Annotated in this window: 14 protein-coding genes; 9 read left to right on the top strand and 5 right to left on the bottom strand. The window is 59.9% G+C overall.

Annotation, left to right across the window (positions count from 1 at the left end):
* Positions 1 to 266: 266 nt before the first annotated feature.
* Entirely contained in the window at positions 267 to 1,547 is a 1,281-nt protein-coding gene (locus tag Q1K07_RS07960; protein ID WP_366945046.1) for an adenylosuccinate lyase family protein, read from the bottom strand.
* A gap of 162 nt (positions 1,548 to 1,709) precedes the next feature.
* On the opposite strand from Q1K07_RS07960, the gene Q1K07_RS07955 reads away from it, so the two are divergent.
* From Q1K07_RS07955 to Q1K07_RS07935, 5 genes are all read left to right on the top strand, one after another.
* A complete protein-coding gene (locus Q1K07_RS07955) occupies positions 1,710 to 2,495 on the top strand; it encodes an IclR family transcriptional regulator C-terminal domain-containing protein (protein ID WP_300309591.1) in 786 nt (261 codons plus the stop codon).
* A gap of 143 nt (positions 2,496 to 2,638) precedes the next feature.
* Positions 2,639 to 3,418: an IclR family transcriptional regulator gene (locus Q1K07_RS07950; protein WP_300309589.1), complete on the top strand. Its 780-nt coding sequence runs from the start codon at positions 2,639 to 2,641 to the stop codon at positions 3,416 to 3,418.
* 7 nt (positions 3,419 to 3,425) lie between these two features.
* Positions 3,426 to 4,379, top strand: a complete 954-nt coding sequence (locus tag Q1K07_RS07945) for an AEC family transporter (protein WP_300309587.1) — start codon at positions 3,426 to 3,428, stop codon at positions 4,377 to 4,379.
* A 135-nt stretch (positions 4,380 to 4,514) separates the two neighbouring features.
* Entirely contained in the window at positions 4,515 to 6,302 is a 1,788-nt protein-coding gene (locus Q1K07_RS07940) for an FAD-dependent oxidoreductase (protein ID WP_300309586.1), read from the top strand.
* Positions 6,289 to 7,146, top strand: a complete 858-nt coding sequence (locus Q1K07_RS07935) for a sugar phosphate isomerase/epimerase (RefSeq protein WP_300309585.1) — start codon at positions 6,289 to 6,291, stop codon at positions 7,144 to 7,146. Before Q1K07_RS07940 ends, Q1K07_RS07935 begins: the two co-directional genes overlap by 14 nt.
* A gap of 24 nt (positions 7,147 to 7,170) precedes the next feature.
* Here Q1K07_RS07935 and Q1K07_RS07930 read toward each other — a convergent pair whose 3' ends face one another.
* The 4 genes from Q1K07_RS07930 to Q1K07_RS07915 all read right to left on the bottom strand — a co-directional run bounded on the left by Q1K07_RS07930 (position 7,171) and on the right by Q1K07_RS07915 (position 11,519).
* The gene (locus Q1K07_RS07930) at positions 7,171 to 8,226 is read right to left on the bottom strand and encodes a Gfo/Idh/MocA family oxidoreductase (protein WP_300309583.1); all 1,056 of its coding nucleotides are present in this window, start codon (positions 8,224 to 8,226) and stop codon (positions 7,171 to 7,173) included.
* 30 nt (positions 8,227 to 8,256) lie between these two features.
* Positions 8,257 to 8,712: a type II 3-dehydroquinate dehydratase gene (gene aroQ, locus Q1K07_RS07925; protein ID WP_300309580.1), complete on the bottom strand. Its 456-nt coding sequence runs from the start codon at positions 8,710 to 8,712 to the stop codon at positions 8,257 to 8,259.
* A complete protein-coding gene (locus Q1K07_RS07920; protein ID WP_300309578.1) occupies positions 8,709 to 9,575 on the bottom strand; it encodes a shikimate dehydrogenase in 867 nt (288 codons plus the stop codon). Before Q1K07_RS07920 ends, aroQ begins: the two co-directional genes overlap by 4 nt.
* An 84-nt stretch (positions 9,576 to 9,659) precedes the next feature.
* Positions 9,660 to 11,519 carry a sugar phosphate isomerase/epimerase and 4-hydroxyphenylpyruvate domain-containing protein gene (locus tag Q1K07_RS07915; protein ID WP_300309576.1) on the bottom strand — a complete coding sequence of 620 codons (1,860 nt, stop codon included), beginning with the start codon at positions 11,517 to 11,519 and terminating at the stop codon, positions 9,660 to 9,662.
* Positions 11,520 to 12,258: 739 nt separating this feature from the next.
* Here Q1K07_RS07915 and Q1K07_RS07910 point away from each other — a divergent pair.
* From Q1K07_RS07910 to Q1K07_RS07895, 4 genes are all read left to right on the top strand, one after another.
* Positions 12,259 to 13,326 carry a tripartite tricarboxylate transporter substrate binding protein gene (locus tag Q1K07_RS07910; protein WP_300309574.1) on the top strand — a complete coding sequence of 356 codons (1,068 nt, stop codon included), beginning with the start codon at positions 12,259 to 12,261 and terminating at the stop codon, positions 13,324 to 13,326.
* A gap of 94 nt (positions 13,327 to 13,420) precedes the next feature.
* Positions 13,421 to 13,897: a tripartite tricarboxylate transporter TctB family protein gene (locus Q1K07_RS07905; RefSeq protein ID WP_300309572.1), complete on the top strand. Its 477-nt coding sequence runs from the start codon at positions 13,421 to 13,423 to the stop codon at positions 13,895 to 13,897.
* 15 nt (positions 13,898 to 13,912) lie between these two features.
* A complete protein-coding gene (locus tag Q1K07_RS07900) occupies positions 13,913 to 15,415 on the top strand; it encodes a tripartite tricarboxylate transporter permease (protein WP_300309570.1) in 1,503 nt (500 codons plus the stop codon).
* Positions 15,416 to 15,572: 157 nt separating this feature from the next.
* Complete coding sequence (locus Q1K07_RS07895) at positions 15,573 to 16,283, top strand: HAD hydrolase-like protein (RefSeq protein WP_300309568.1); 711 nt, start codon at positions 15,573 to 15,575, stop codon at positions 16,281 to 16,283.
* Positions 16,284 to 16,297 lie beyond the last annotated feature (14 nt).

Below are 16,297 nucleotides of genomic sequence, written 5' to 3'. Positions count from 1 at the left end.
CGTTGTTGTTCGTATCAACGTGCTTGTATCAACGTGCTCTCTGCAATTTATCCACATAATTTGTTCGCATAACGAACTTATGTATTGCAATACGAACACAATATTCCTGAAGCAGGGCGTCGTCAAACATCCCATACGGCTGCCTCAACCGAGACCCCGGCATGAGAATCGCAAGAAAAAACCGGAAAAATCGCGCCATTGAGGAAGACCAGCGATAAAAAAAGCGGCGTCTTTCGACGCCGCTTTTTTAGACCAAAGTATGATTCTTATCTCATTAACCACTCGACAGCCCGCACCACCTGCTCTCTACTGCTGCCGACATACCCGGCGGGATCGGTAGCCTGCAGCAATGCCTGATGATCGACCTTGCCCTGTACCTCGGGATGCTCTTCCAGCACTTCTGCATACCCTCTTCCACTCAGGCGAGCGCTTTCGGCAGCTTCGGCACTGATGCGCTTGGCAGCATCCACCCCCAGAGCAGGTGTCAGCATCCGGGATACCGGCTCCGCCATGATGCCGCCTCCCGTCACCGCCAGGTTGCGCTGCATGGCGGCGGGATTGACCTCCAGTCCTTCGAGTAACGCCACGGCCTGCTCCAGGGCCCCTTCGAGCAGCAGAAGGCTGTCGATCAAGGGGGCCCATTCGGCATGCCACTCCCCCAGGCCACGTTCAAGCGGTTGAGCCACGGCATTGAGCAGCACGCTGGCCTGGCCATGGATCTGGCGGGCAGCACCACGTATCAGCGCACAGCGCACCGGGTTGCGCTTGTGCGGCATGGAAGACGATTCGCCCATGCCTGGCGCCGATGGCTCTGCGACCTCACCGACCTCGGTCTGCGTCAGCAAGGCAACATCCAGGGCCAGCTTTTCTACCGCACCGGCCACGGCATCAATGGCAGTGCCCAGCGCATGGATGGGTTGGCGGTCGGTATGCCAGGGCAACACAGCGGTATCAAGTCCCAGTTGCTCGGCCAGGGCATCCATGAACGCCAGCCCTTGCTCATCCCAACCGGAATGCACCCCTACTGCACCACCGAACTGCACCGGCAACGTTACCTCTGCCAGGCGTCGACGCGCCTGTTCCAGCCCGATGGCCCAATGCGCTACCTTGACGCCAAAGGTGATCGGCAAGGCCTGCTGCATCAGAGTGCGCCCCACCATGACCGTCTGTTCGTGGTCGCGCATCAGCTTGATGGCCGCAGCACGGCAGCGCAGCAGCAGTTGATTCACAGCGCTCAGGCGTGGCTTGACCAGCAACATCAAGGCGCTGTCGACGACATCCTGGCTTGTCGCGCCCTGATGGAAATAACCCTTGATATCGGCAGGCAGCGCAGCACGCGCCTGCTTGACGAACGGAATGGCCGCATTGCCCCCTGTGGCAATGCCTGCGGCAATGGCCTCGGCATCAAAGCCATGGTCTTCGAGAAGCTGGTGCAGTTGCTGGCTGACGCCTTCAGGTATTGCGCCACGAGCTTGCTGCACATCAGCCAGCGCCAGTTCGAACGCCAGCATGGCCCTGATCATGGCCTTGGCGTTGCTCTCGCTCACGGCATGCTGACTCATGAAAGGGTGTTGCAATAACATTGCTGACATATCGTTGGCTCCGACGGGATAAGACGAAAGACCGATTGTCGCACAAGTGTTCGCAATTCGAACACTGTGCTAGATTTATGCGAGGAACTCACTTCTACATCATGAGATGGAACGACGATGACATCAGAGCAAGAGACGCTCAGCCCCGATGACAGGGACTTCGTAACGGCCCTGGCCAGTGGCCTGGAAGTCATCCTGGCCTTCGACAATGAGCATCCCCGCATGACCCTGAGTGAAGTCGCCAACCGTACCGGCATGAACCGTGCCCGGGCCCGACGCTTCCTGCTCACTCTGCATGCCCTGGGTTACGTACGCAAACAGCAGCGCTACTTTGAGCTGGCACCACGCGTCCTCCAGCTTGGCTACTCGTTCCTTTCCGCCAACGGTTATCGTAGCGTGATCCAGCAGGTGCTGGAGGACATCACCGCCCAGTGCGGCGAATCGTCGTCCCTAGGCGCACTGGATGGCGACGATGTCATCTACGTGGCACGTTCCTCCGCTCCGCATCGCTTGATGGCCATCACCCTTTCCGTGGGAACCCGCCTGCCAGCGGCTCACACTTCCATGGGCCGCGTGCTGCTCGCCCAACTGCCCGATGACCAGCTCGACGCCTACCTTCAGCGAATCCAGTTGGAACACCACACGGACAAGAGCATCACCGATCCGGCCCAGCTCAAGCAATGCCTCCTCAAGGTGCGCCAGCAGGGCTATGCCATTGCCGACCAGGAGCTCGACCCGGGCCTGCGCTCCGTGGCCATCCCCGCTTTCGATGCCAACGGCAAATTGCTTGGTGCCATCAACATCAGTACCAATGCTGCACGAGTGAGCTTCGACACCCTGGTGAAGGACTATCTGCCACTGCTGCTCGAGAAAGGCCGTGAAATTCGCGCCTCGATCAGTTGAGCATGAACTCGCCCTTGCAATGACGTCACGATGCATTTTTTGAACAGGATTCTAAAATAGTGTGTAGTTCGAGGATCAACAAGTTCAAATCATTAATCACACATTCTGTTCATGTCACACACTCTGCATAGCGAGACGTCACCATGGCCGGCAGCCTGATCGAACGCACTCTCGGGGTACTCGAGGTCCTTTCCACCGATGCCGATGGCCTGCCATTGCTGGTGGTCGCCGAACGCTTGGGCATTCCCAAGAGCGCGGCTCACCGCATCTGCAATGAACTGATTCGCCTGGGGCATGTGCGCCAGGACCCGATCAGCCAGCGCTACAAGCTCACTACCAAGCTGGTCGGGCTGGGCCTGCGCTATCTCTCCAGCACGGGCGCTCCCGATATCGTGCAACCGGTGCTCGACCAACTGGCCCAGAAGAGTGGTGAGCTGGTACGCCTTTCAGTGATTGAAGGCCCTCGCCTGACCTGGATCGCCAAGGCCCAGGGCGCGCGCAGCGGACTGGTCTACGACCCGGACATGGGCAAGGAAGCCCCGCTGTTCTGTACCGCCAGTGGCCACGCCTGGCTGGCTGCGCTCAGTGACGCGGACGCCGAGGCCATGCTCGATGCCCAGGGCCTGGAAACCGATCATCCCGTGGGGCCCAATGCACCACGCAGCAAGCAAGAGGTCTTCGAGCACCTGAGCCAGACCCGCCAGCGCGGCTACAGCTGGGCCCAGGACATCATGGGCCCTGGCACGGCGGCCATGGCAGCGCTGATTCGTCATCCGCGGGATGGGCATCCCCAGGGTGTGCTGAGTATCGCCGGTCCCAGCGTACGCCTGGATGCGGCCCGGGTAGAGGAACTTGGCCCGGAGCTCTTGAATGCGGCGGCAGAGATTTCCCAGGCCACACCGACATCACGCCTGTTCACCTGAGGCCTTCATGCTCGATATTGTCGCTATCACCGCGCCGATCTTCCTGATCATCGGCGCCGGATACCTGGCCATGGCCAGTCGCCTGCTCAACCGAGAGCAGATTCAGGGCATTGGCACCTTCGTACTCTATTTCGCCCTGCCGGCGCTGGTGATTCGAGCACTGACCCAGAACCCTCTCAGCGACGTCATCCAACCCAACTATCTGCTGGCTTACGGTCTGGGTTCATTGCTGGTCTTCAGCCTGGCCCTGGTGGTTTCACTGACACTGCGGCGCAAGTCGCTCAGCGAAAGCGCCCTGCTGTCCCTTGGCATGTCGGCCTCCAACAGTGGTTTCATTGGCTATCCACTGGCGGCCACGGTGCTGGGCGCCTCGCCTGCCGCCATCTTTCTGGCATTGAACATGGTGGTCGAAAACCTGCTCATCATTCCTGTCGCCCTGATCCTCGCCGAAGCCGGTCGGCAAAGTGGCGCAAGCATTTTGACCGTGGCCCGCAAGACCTGCGTACGCCTGGTGCGCAACCCCATCCTGCTCGGCCTGGCCGTGGGCCTGGCTCTGGCCATGTCGGAAATCTCGCTTCCCGGCCCTCTGGTTCAGGTCATCGACATGCTGGCCAATGCTTCCGGCCCTGCAGCGCTGTTCGTCATTGGCGGCACGCTCTATGGGCTCAAGGTCGGCGGAATGATCAACGATGTCGGTCAGATCGTTATCGGCAAGCTGCTGCTGCACCCGCTGGCGGTGCTCCTGCTGTTCATGCTGCAGCCTCCGGTGGATCCACTGTGGATTGCTGGCGCCCTGCTGTTTGCCTGTAGCCCCATGATCAGCGTCTATCCCTTGCTTGGCCGCCGCTACGGCATGGCAGAAGTCGGCGCAGCCGCCCTGATGGTCGGAACGTTGAGCGCCTTCTTCACGCTGAGTGCTGCCATCTGGTTGATGCACCGCTACGGCCTGCTGCCAGCCTGATACGCCTTTCTCCAGTCATCTCTGATGTTGGCCTGACACCAGCCCTCTCGTCAGGGATGGCTACATATATGGGCTTATTGCAAATAATGGAACCTTGTTCTAGATTTGTTTCTTAGCCTGTTAATGAGATCCTCCATGCCTGACACTCAGCATCACTTCGACCTGATCATCATCGGCTCCGGGGCTGCCGGCCTCTCCGCCGCGGTTACCGCCGCCTATCATGGGCTCAAGGTCGTGGTGGTGGAAAAGGCCAGTACCCTGGGCGGTGCCACGGCCTGGTCCGGAGGGTGGATGTGGGTGCCACGCAACTTCCTGGCGCGTGATGCAGGCATTCACGAGGATGTCGCCACCATACGCACCTATCTGCGTCATGAGCTGGGAGAACGCTATGATCCGGCTCGTATTGATGCCTTCCTCGAATATGCCCCACGCATGGTGGCGTTCTTCCATCACAAGACGGCCCTCAGATTTGCCGACGGCAATGCCATCGCCGATATTCATGGCAACACACCGGGGGCCGGAACCGGCGGCCGTTCAGTCATTGCCGCCCCCTTCGATGGCCGCGAGCTATCCCGGGAAACGCTGAACAAGCTGCGCCACACCATGCCGGAGACAGCATTCCTCGGCATGCCCATCCAGGCGGGAGCGGACCTGATGGCCTTTCTCACCTGCATGCGTTCGGCAACATCGCTGTGGCATGTCAGCAAGCGTTTCACGCGCCATCTCTACGACCTGGCACGCTACGGACGTGCCATGCAGCTGGTCAATGGCGTGGCTCTGATTGGTCGCCTGGCCAAATCCGCCGAAGAGCTGGGCGTGGACATGCGCGTCAACTCCCCCGCCAAGCGCTTGATCAAGGAAGATCACCACAACGGCACCAAGGTCAGCGGTGTGGTGATCGACGGCCCGGATGGCGAACAGGCCCTGCATGCCCGCTGTGGCGTCATCCTCGCCGCCGGTGGCTTTGCGTGGGATATCGAACGCCGTCGAGCGCTGTTTCCACGCACTCCCAGCGGCAAGGAGCACTGGCCCTTGCCGCCCCCCTCGACCACTGGCGACGGCCTGCGCCTGGGCGAGTCGGCTGGTGGCCAAGTCGCGGACGACCTTTACTCAGCAGTCGCCTGGGCCCCCGTTTCGCTGGTGCCCTGGAATTCAGCGGTTCAAGACCGGACTCATGGCAGGGGAAAGCAGCAGGAACGTATCGGTCACTTCCCGCACATCATCGACCGCGCCAAACCCGGCATCATCGCGGTACTCAAGAACGGCAAGCGCTTCGTCAATGAAGCGGATGGCTATTACGACTTTGTCGACGCCATGCTCAAGGCGGTGCCTGAGGGTGAGGAAGTGTGCTCGTGGCTGATCTGCACACACCGCTTCCAGCGCCGTTATGGCATTGGTATCACCCGGCCGGCTCCAGTACCCTTCAAGCACTGGATCAAGAAAGGCTATCTCAAGGCTGGCAACAGTTTGCGTGAACTGGCCGCCGCCTGCGCCATCGACCCCAATGGCCTGGAAGCCACCGTGGCCGAATACAACCGCCATGCAGCGCAGGGCGAAGATCCGCAGTTCGGCCGAGGCAGCACCCCCTATAACCGCAAGAACGGCGACCCCAGGCATGGCCCCAACCCCTGCGTGGCGGCGCTGGATGAAGGTCCCTTTTATGCCATCAAGGTGGTGCCTGGCAGCTTTGGCACCTTCGCTGGCCTCAAGACCAATGAACACGCGCAGGTACTCGATGCACAGGCAGCTCCCATTACCGGCCTGTATGCCGCGGGCACGGACATGGCCAGCATCATGGGGGGCTATTACCCCGCAGGGGGCATCAACCTCGGCCCAGCCATGACCTTCGGCCATATCGCAGCCTTGCATGCCATTCGCCAGACATTCCCCACCCGCACTGAAGATGCCCATGACTGCCGCTAACCCGCCCCATTCACCACGACAGTTTTCCCTGGCCGCTCTGACCGTGCTGGAGCTGTCTCCGCCAGATATGATCGAAGTGGCCGCCCAGGCGGGTTATGACGCCGTCGGCCTGCGCCTGATACCCGCCACAGCAGAAGAGCACCACTTCCCTCTGGCCAGTGATGCTGGACTGCTCAGGCGTACCCGACAGCGCCTCAGCGCAACCGGTATCAAGGTGCTGGATATCGAGATCCTGCGACTCAAGCCCGATACCCGGGTCAAGCAGGATTTTCAGCATATTCTGGAGACAGGAGCAGAGCTTGGCGCCAGCGAAGTGCTGGTGGCGGGCAACGATGACGATGAAGCGCGAATGGGAGAGAATTTCGCCGCGCTATGTGACATCGCCCGGCCTCTCGGGCTGCATCCGCATCTGGAGTTCATGCCCTGGACGGGAGTCAAGGACCTGGCCCAGGCTCGGCGCATCGTTGCCAGCGCTCGAAACGCTGGTCACGGCAACGCCTGCCTGCTGGTCGATGCCTTCCACTTCAACCGTTCGGCCAGCCAGCTCGATGACCTGCGCCAGACACCTGGTGAATGGCTGCGCTATATGCAGCTATGTGATGTGATCGGCCCGATTCCCGACAACATGGAGCAGATCCTGTTCGAAGCCCGCCAGCAGCGCTGCTTCCCCGGAGATGGCGATATCGACCTGAGACGTCTGCTGAACACCCTGCCACGCAGCCTGCCACTGAGCCTGGAAATTCCCACCGAGGCCTTGCGCCAGCAAGGTGTCAGCGCGCTAGAGCGAGCGCAGCGAGCATTGGAAAAAGCCAGAGTCGTAGAGGCTCGCACCGGGGATACATAAACCCAGGACAAGCCACACTACACCCTACAACATCTCCTTCACGGTCACTTTGCGCCCTTCCCTGGCGGCCTTTTCCACCGCCAGGGTGGCGGCCAGGGTCATGACACCTTCGCGAGCATCGATCACCGGCGTTGCCTCGCCGCGGGCCACTGCCACGAAGTGCTCAAGCTGCTCGGTGTAGCAGCGGGTGCGTGGCGGCTGCATGCGTTTCTGCACCAGTTCACCGCGCCAGTCCGCGCCTTCGGGGTGTTGCCAGAGCGACATGCCAGGCACGCTCAGGCTGCCCTTCTGACCACCGATGACATAGCAGTCACTGGGATAATGCGGGAAGTTGGGTGACTGGCCGGAGGCTACATCCCACATGAAGGGCGAAGGCACTGCATCACTGCCGATGAAACTGCCGATGGCGCCATTCTCGAAGGCCATGACCACCGCGAAGCTGTCTTCCACGTCAAAGCCACGCGCCTGGCTGGAAGTGACCGCCTGGACACTTTCGATCTCACCGCACAGATAGCGCAGGATATCGATTTCATGGATCAGGTTGATCAGAATCGGCCCGCCACCCACCTCGCGACGCCAGGCCTGGTCGAAATAGTCATCATGCTTGCGACACAGCCACATGCCATTGAGCGCCACCAGCGGGCCCAGTTCTCCAGCTTGAATCGCTCGCCGAGCTTCCACCATATCCGGGCTATGACGACGATGATGACCGACCAGCACCGGCACGCCGGCCCTTTCACTGGCCTCGGCCAGCGCCACCCCGGAGCCAAGCGTATCGGCGATCGGCTTCTCCATCAGCGTCGGCAGGCCTCGGTCGATGCAGGCCAGACCGGCTTCCAGGTGCAGCGCATTGGGCAAGGCCACAATGACGGCATCCAGCCCACCATTATCGAGCATCTCATAGTAGTCGGCATGACACGGCACCCTTTGCTGTAGCGCAAACTCCCTGCCAGCCTCGGTGACATCGGCAATCGCTACCAGGCGGGTGTTGGGCGATGCATTGACCAGAGCGACATGCTCACGACCAATGACACCAGCCCCCATTACCCCAATACGCAATGGAGAAGAATGCTCTGACATAGAATATTCCGACATCTTGCCTCCGGACGATTACTGGGTAGAAGCTACCTTGGCCTTGATCAACGCATCCAGGGCCGCCTGATACCCTTGCGTTCCCAGGCCAGCAATCACGCCATTGGCGCGCAACGACACATAGGAATGGTGACGGAAGCTCTCGCGCTGGTGCACGTTGGAGATATGCACTTCGTAGACCGTGCCCTCGAAGGCATTGAGCGCATCGAGAATGGCCACCGAGGTATGGGTATAGGCGGCAGGATTGATGATGATGGCATCGGTGCCATCCAGACGTGCCGCCTGAATGGCATCGATCAGCACGCCTTCATGGTTGCTCTGCAGACAATCGATGTCCCAGTCCGCCAGTACCGCCTTCTCACGCAGCGCGTTGTTGACGTCATCCAGGGTCTCGTAGCCATAGATTTCCGGCTGGCGGGTACCCAGCAGGTTGAGGTTGGGTCCATGCAGTACCAGCACCTTGCCCTGACTCATGCGTCTTTCTCCTTCAGCAGTTCACGACGATAGTGAGCGAACAGAGTAGCAGCCTGAGCGTCGGCAGCGGAGCGCTTGTCCTGATCTTCACAGAACAGCTTGAAGGCATCGACGCCCTGGAACACGAACAGGCTGACACCGCTCATGATGGCAGCACCGACAACCTGGGCGGCAGCAACGAATTCGGTGACGGCCGGCACATAGACCGCATCGAATATCCAATGCTTCGCAGTGACCAGTTCCCTGGGCAGCGGGCAGCCTGGGCTCTTTTCATGACCGACGGGAGTGCAGTTGACCAATCCATCGCACTCGGGCACCACCTCGGCGACCTGCTCTGCACGAATGATTGATGCCTTGAAACCATGGGTGCCGAGCTCATCGGCCAGCCGCTGCGACTTGCTGTCATCGAGATCCATCAGGACGATTTCCGTTGCCCCAAGGCTGGCCAGGCCAAAGGCCACGGCCTTGCCCACGCCGCCGGTGCCCAGTTGCAGCACTCGACCCGGTCGACGCTCACCCAGGGTCGCACGAAAGCCGCTCATGAAGCCGGTGAAGTCGGTATTTTCGGCAATGATCTCGCCTTGCTCGAACACCAGGGTGTTGGCGGAGCCGACCATGCTGGCTCCTTGGGAGGGGCGGGTCGCCAGCGTTACCGCGTCTTCCTTCCAAGGAAAGGTGACATTGACCCCGCGATAGCCCTCCGCGATGACCTTGCGCACCTGGCTTTCCAGCGATTCGATGGGCTGCTCGTTGGCATCGAAAAGATCATAGGTGGCAGGAATGCCGGTCAGTTGGCCAAGCCTGACATGCAGGTCCGGCGAACTGGAATTCATGATGGCCTTGCCGATCAAACCAAGCTTCATCCTGATCTCCTGCTGTTCGTCGTTTTTTTGAGCGTCGTTTTTCTATTCACCGCTTTTCTATTCGCTGCAATACCAACCATCACTTCACGAAGCCTCGCGCCTGGCTGCCTGGGCCGCCAGCCGAATACCGGCATTGGCCTCGCCGAACTGCTGATAATGGCCGCGGCGCTCGACGATCTCGAAGAAGAAGCGCCCGAGGAAGGTCTCGGTATAGGCGTGGAAAAAATCACCCTCGTCATTGCGGTCGAAAAGAATGTTGCGCGTGCGCATCGCCTCCAACAGCTCAGCATCGAGATCGAAGCGAGCTTCCAGGTCGTCGTAGTAGTTCTGCGGAATCTTCAGCAGCGGCAGCCCACGGGCCTGAAATTCATCCACGCTGGCAAAGATGTCACGACTGGCAAAGGCGATCTGCTGCACGCCTCCGCGAAACTCACTGAGGAAACGTCCGGGCTGGGTTTCCTGCACCTGGGACACGGTAAGCGGCAGACGGATGCTGCGATCCGGGCTGATCACCGCCTGGCTGACCATCATGCCGTGTGGATCGACCATTTCATGCTCACTCGCCGCGCCAAAACCGAACACCGTATGGTGGAACAGTTTCCAGCTCAGCAGTTGAGTCGCTGGCAGCACATAGGACAGATGATCGATACACACCAGACCGGCCTCATCACGACTTTCCTGATCGAACAGCTCAAAGTCAGTGCGCCATTGCAGGTCGGAGGCGGCATTATCGTCCACCAGATAGACCAGACTGCCTTCTATGCCTCGCAAGGCAGGAATCTCCATCTCGCCTTCGCCAACATGGCCGCGGAACTGAGGAGCCTTGAAGGCACGAGCCCGCTCCAGAGCCTGGGCCACATCATCGACCCGAAACCCTACCGCACACACGGAAGTACCGTGCAGTAGCCGGAAGGTGTGGGCGAAGCTGTCGGTCTCGAAGTTGAGCACCAGGTGAATATCACCCTGCTTCCACAGTTCGACATTCTTGGAGCGATGGCGACCGACATGGCGAAAGCCCAGGGCATCGATGAACTCTCCCAAGGGCGCAGCGCTGTCTTCATCGAGCGTGAACTCAATGAAATGCACGCCACGGTAGTTGGGTACAGCAGGCAATGCCTGCGACCAGGGCGCATCTTCCACCAGGCTCTCCAGCAGGATCAGGGAACGTAATCCATCCAGCGCCGTGATCTCGGTCGGTGCCGCGCGGAAGGCATCACTGAAGATCTCCAGCGACAACGGACCGTCATAGCCGGTCTTGGCCAGCTCGGTCATGAACGCCTTGAGCGGCAATCGCCCCTGGCCGGGGAAACAGCGGAAATGACGGCTCCACTGCAGGACATCCATGTCCAGCAGCGGGGCATCGGCCAGTTGGACAAAGAAGATCTTGTCCTTGGGAATTCGGCCAATAGCCGACAGGTCGCTATGGCGTGACAGGATATGAAAGCTGTCGAGCACCAGCCCCAGATGGGGATGGTCGACACGCCGCACCACTTCCCAGGCATCACGGTAATCAGCGATGTGACGCCCCCAGGCCAATGCCTCGAAGCCAATGCGAATGTTGCGCGTGGCTGCTCGTTCGGCCAACTCGCGCAGATCGGCCACGACCTGGTCCATGTCGTCGCTGGCCTGGGGAGAGACATTGCTGCAGACCAGCAGGAAGTCAGTTCCCAGCTGTTCCATCACATCGAACTTGCGCTCGGCCCGCTGCAGGTTACGACTGCGACCGGGCTCCGGCATGCCTTCGAAATCGCGAAATGGCTGAAAGGCGACAATTGCCAGCCCCAGTCGCTCACACAATTGACGGACTTCCTCAGGCGATCCATCGAAGGACAGCAGATCGTTCTCGAAGATTTCCACCCCTTCGAAGCCTGCACGGGCGATGGCTTCCAGCTTGGTTCGCAGGTCGCCGCTCAGGCATACCGTGGCAATGGCACGCATTGTCATCCTCCAGGCTCCCTAGCCCATCATGCTGTGTCGAACAGTACGGTGTCGAACAGTGCTGTATCGGACCCTACAGAGTAGAAAATATGGTCCCGAACGCTTCATCAAGCACTGCCTAATTCTAGAACATGGTTCCAATGTTCGCATTGCGACCCACCAGAACGCAATACGAACAAAGTAGAAGGCATGTGCCGTTGGTTGATGGCAAGCCAACATGCTCAGTGGATATGCCAGTCCTGCACACAAAGGCCTGCACTCAGAAGCCGGTACGTAGGAACCAGCACGCAGGAACCAGCGCACAAGAAGAAAGAATGTAGCGATCTGAGTGTAGAGGTGTGAATGTAGAGGCTTGAAGATAAATAGCAGGAAAGTAAGGCCAGCCTGGGGGAAGGCGCGGTGCGCCAGCTACTCTTTATCTGTCGGAGCACCTTATCTGTCAGATAAGCTTGCTCGTCAGATCATCGCAGCCATACCGGCAATGCCTTCATGGGAAGGACACCACTGGAAGGTGGGTGGATCGCGAGGAAGGCATTTATTCGGCACTTCCTCCGCATTTCCCACAGCAATCGCGGATTAAACATTGGTATAAGATATCGGCCGCATCGTTGACACTTTTGGAACCAGATTCTAGTGTTCGCTATAAGAACATGTCGTTCGAACAGCGAACACAATCTAATCACCCTTGCTGCACACCCTTTTCCTTCTTGGCCACGCCAGAACAACAACTCCCGGAGGACACTTCATGTTCAAGCCTCTCGTCACCTCCATTGCCATCGCCGCCGGCGCTCTGGCTTTTTCCGGCATTGCCCTTGCCGAATACCCGGATCGCAACATCCAAGGCACCATCCAATGGGGGGCCGGCGGTGCAACCGACAACGTCGTGCGCAGCCTGACCCCCTATGTAGAAGACATCCTGGGCACCACCATCGTACTGACCAATCGCCCGGGCGGCACCGGCGTGATCGGCATGAACCATGTCATGCGCCAGCGCCCCGATGGCTACAACCTGCTGTTCGGCGCGGAAAACCCTGAACTTTACCAACTGATGGGACTGGCTGACTTCACCTACGATGACATGCAGCCGATCAGCATCATCGCCCAAGGCCTGGTGGTGATTGCCGCTCCGGCGGACAGCCCGTTCAACAACCTTTCCGACCTGCTCGATTATGCCCACGAGCATCCCGGCGAACTGCGCATGGGCGGTACCGGTGCCGGCGGCTTGCCGAGCACTGTCCACGCCATGATCAACGCCGTGGATGAACTCGATGTACGCACAGTGACCTTCGGTGGCGATGGCCCCGGCATCACCGCCATGATGGGCGATCACATCGACTTCATGCCCTTGAGCCTGGCCGCTGCCGGTGAGCAGATTCGCGGTGGCAAGATGAAAGGCCTCGCCGTGCTGACCAAGGAAGAGATCGATGCCCTTCCGGGCGTGCCGCCGATCACCGAAGCGCTGCCGAATATCGCAGACTTCCTGCCATGGGGTCCGTTCTGGGGCGTTTTCGTGCGCAAGGAAACCCCGGAAGACGTCGTCGGTGTGCTGCAGGACGCCTACCAGCAGGCCGTGGCCAGCGATGAGTTCACCCGCTTCCTGCGTGACTATGGCGCCGAGCCGCTCAACCTGAACGGAGAGGAAGCCCAGCAATACCTGGATAACTGGCAGTCCGTCACTGCCTGGTCCATGTACGACGCTGATCCAGATAGCCTCAAGGCAACGCCTGAAGCACTGGAGATTCCGCGCCCGGCCGCTGCCAAGACCAAGGCGGCAGCGGAGGACGAAGCCGAATCCGAGGCTGCTGCGGAATAAGCGTTTTCATAACGCCATTTCACGACGACGTTTCTCAACGATATCTCATGATCACCACGGGGGAGGCACCACGCCTCCCCTGGGAGCCTATTAGATGAGCAAGCACATCGAGCGTGTCCAGCCCGGTGAAAAGATATTCGACTGGCTGCTGTTGCTACTGAGCATCGGCATTCTGTTCGAGGCCTTCCGCATCGATGGCGGACTCAAGCTCAATTCCGCCGGGTCCTTTCCGGTTGGGCTGGGCCTGGTGATGCTGGCCTCTTCCCTCGCCATCCTGTTCAGCCACCGCTACAAGCGGCGCGCGGAACATCTACATCATGCTGCTGAAGAATTCCAGGCCTTCATTCGCGACCACTTCAAGCCTTATATCGTGGTATTCAGCGTTGCCGCCATCCTCTATCTGGCCGCTATCGTCTGGTTCAGCTTCTACCTCAGTACGGCTGTCTTTCTGGCCGCCATGTTCATCTTCCTGCGCCGGGGCAAGATCATCAGTTCATTGATCATCACCGCCTTGGCGATCGGGGCAATCTATGCCCTGTTCACCCTGGTATTCCGTGTCTACCTGCCCTGACATTCGAGGCGTTCTATGAGTGATTCACTCTCCTACCTGCTCATGGCCTGGCTCGATCCAAGCCTGCTCGGCCTGACCGCCCTCGGCGTGCTGGGCGGTATCTATATCGGTGCCATTCCAGGTCTTTCCGTGACCATGGCGGTATCGATCCTGATTTCCTTTACCTTTTCCTGGGACATCAACAACGCCCTGGCACTGATGGTCGGCATCTATGTCGGCGGCGTCTACGGCGGCTCCCGCACCGCCATTCTATTGAACATCCCCGGCGCGCCCTCGGCAGTCACCACGGCATTCGACGGCTATCCCCTGGCCCAGCGGGGAGAAGCCGGCAAGGCCATCGGCCTGTCCACGATCATGTCGGTCATCGGCGGCATCATGGGTACCGTGGTACTCGCCGGTACTGCACCCTATCTTTCCGACCTGTCACTGCAGTTTGCCCCGCGCGATTACTTCCTGATTGCCGTACTCGGCCTGCTGCTGGTCAGTTCCCTGTCCGGGAAGTCCCTGGCCCGGGGTATCTTTGCCGTCGCTCTCGGCGCCACCATCGGCCTGGTCGGCATGGATCCGGTTACCGCCCAGCCCCGCCTGACCATGGGCAGCATGGAACTGATGGGCGGCATCTCCTATGTGGCAGTGATGATTGGCCTGTTCGGTGTCGCCGAAGCGCTGTACCAGTTGCATAACCTGGCCAAGGTGCCGGTCAAGCAGAACGTCAACAAGATCGTGCCGCCGCTGAACATGATCTTGAAGTTCCTGCCGCTATCGATGCGCGCGTCACTGATCGGGGTGATCGTGGGTGCCCTGCCCGGTACCGGCGGCGATATCGCCTCGCTGTTCGCCTATGACCACGCCAAGCGTAGCGTCAAGAATCCCAGCCGCCCCTTTGGTGAAGGCGCCTACGAGGGCCTGGTAGCCCCGGAAACCGCCAACAATGCCGCCGTGGGTGGCGCCTATGTGCCGATGCTGACCCTCGGGATGCCCGGTGATGCGGTCACCGCAGTGATCATCGGCGCCCTGGTCATCCATGGCCTCAACCCCGGCCCCATGCTGATGATCGAGACGCCGTACATTTTCTGGTTCACCGTCGGCAATCTGGCACTGGCCAACATCTTCCTGCTGATCTTCGGCCTTACCGGGATCAAGATCTTCTCCAAGATCGTCGAAGTGCCCAAGTCCATTCTGATTCCGCTGATCGTGGTGTTGTGCGTGGTCGGCGCCTACTCCATCAACAGCAACATGATGGATGTCTACTGGATGCTCGGTTTCGGTATTCTCGGTTACTGGCTCAAGGTGTTCGGCTTCCAGATGGGTCCCATCATCCTGGGCGTCATCCTGGGCCCGATGCTCGACGAGTCCTACCGCCAGGCCATGTCATCGGTGGGCGACCAGGGTGGCCAGTTCCTGCTTTCACTGTTCACCAACCCGCTGTCGTTGATCCTCAGCAGCGTGACCATCCTGGTACTGCTCAGCAATACGCCACTCAAGGGCTGGGTGCTGGCACGTTTCAAAAGACAATGATGCGATAAAAGACAACGATGTAGTGACCTGACCAGCGACACGCGGCCCCTTGCGCTTTCACGCCTGCGCACCTCCGGGGCCGCGTGTCGCGAAACACAGAACTTCGGGAACAGAACTTCGAGACCAGAGCGCGAGAAAACTTGGGGATGACCGATCCGTGAACGACGACAGCTTGCGACCCGGCACGACCCAGGACATGTCCACCAGTGATACCCCGGGCTTCACCCGGTACGCCCTGGTCTTCGATTTCGATGGTGTGGTGCTGGACTCTGCCAGCCTGAAGCGGCAGGCCTTCGCCGACCTCTATCGCGACGAGCCTGAAGAGAAATACCGCGCCGTTGTGGCCTACCTGAGCCGACGAGGCGGACAGCCCCGGGAAGTGAAATTCCGCCATATCGAGGCACATATCCTGCACCGCGACACCGGAGACAAGCATATTCGGGAGCTATGCGAACGCTTCAAGCAAAGTGTCGAGCAGCGTCTGCTCCAGGCCCCCGCCATCTCAGGTGCCTTGGAGTTTCTCGAACGCTGGCGAGGCCGCCTGCCAATCTATCTGCTTTCCGCCACCCCTCAGGCCGAACTGACCGCCATCACCCAACGCCGCAACCTCTCCCACTATTTCCTCGAAGTCATCGGCGCCCCACCCGACAAGGCCTCCGCCCTGCGCAACCTGATGACCCGCCGCCACCACGCTCCTCAGCATACCGTGATGATCGGCGACTCCTACAACGACTTCCGCGCCGCCCGTTCCAATGGCGCCCGTTTCGTTGGCGTCACCGCCGACCCACACGCCTCCCCCTTCCCCAGCGACACCCCGACCACCCGTGACCTGCACGGATTGGAGAATGCCTTGTTAGGGTTGGGGTGAGGTATGTTGGGGGC

The organism is Halomonas sp. (genome assembly GCF_029263665.1).
GTDB lineage: Bacteria > Pseudomonadota > Gammaproteobacteria > Pseudomonadales > Halomonadaceae > Halomonas.
Note: the sequence above shows the minus strand (reverse complement) of the source record. Positions and strands in the feature narration are given on the sequence as shown.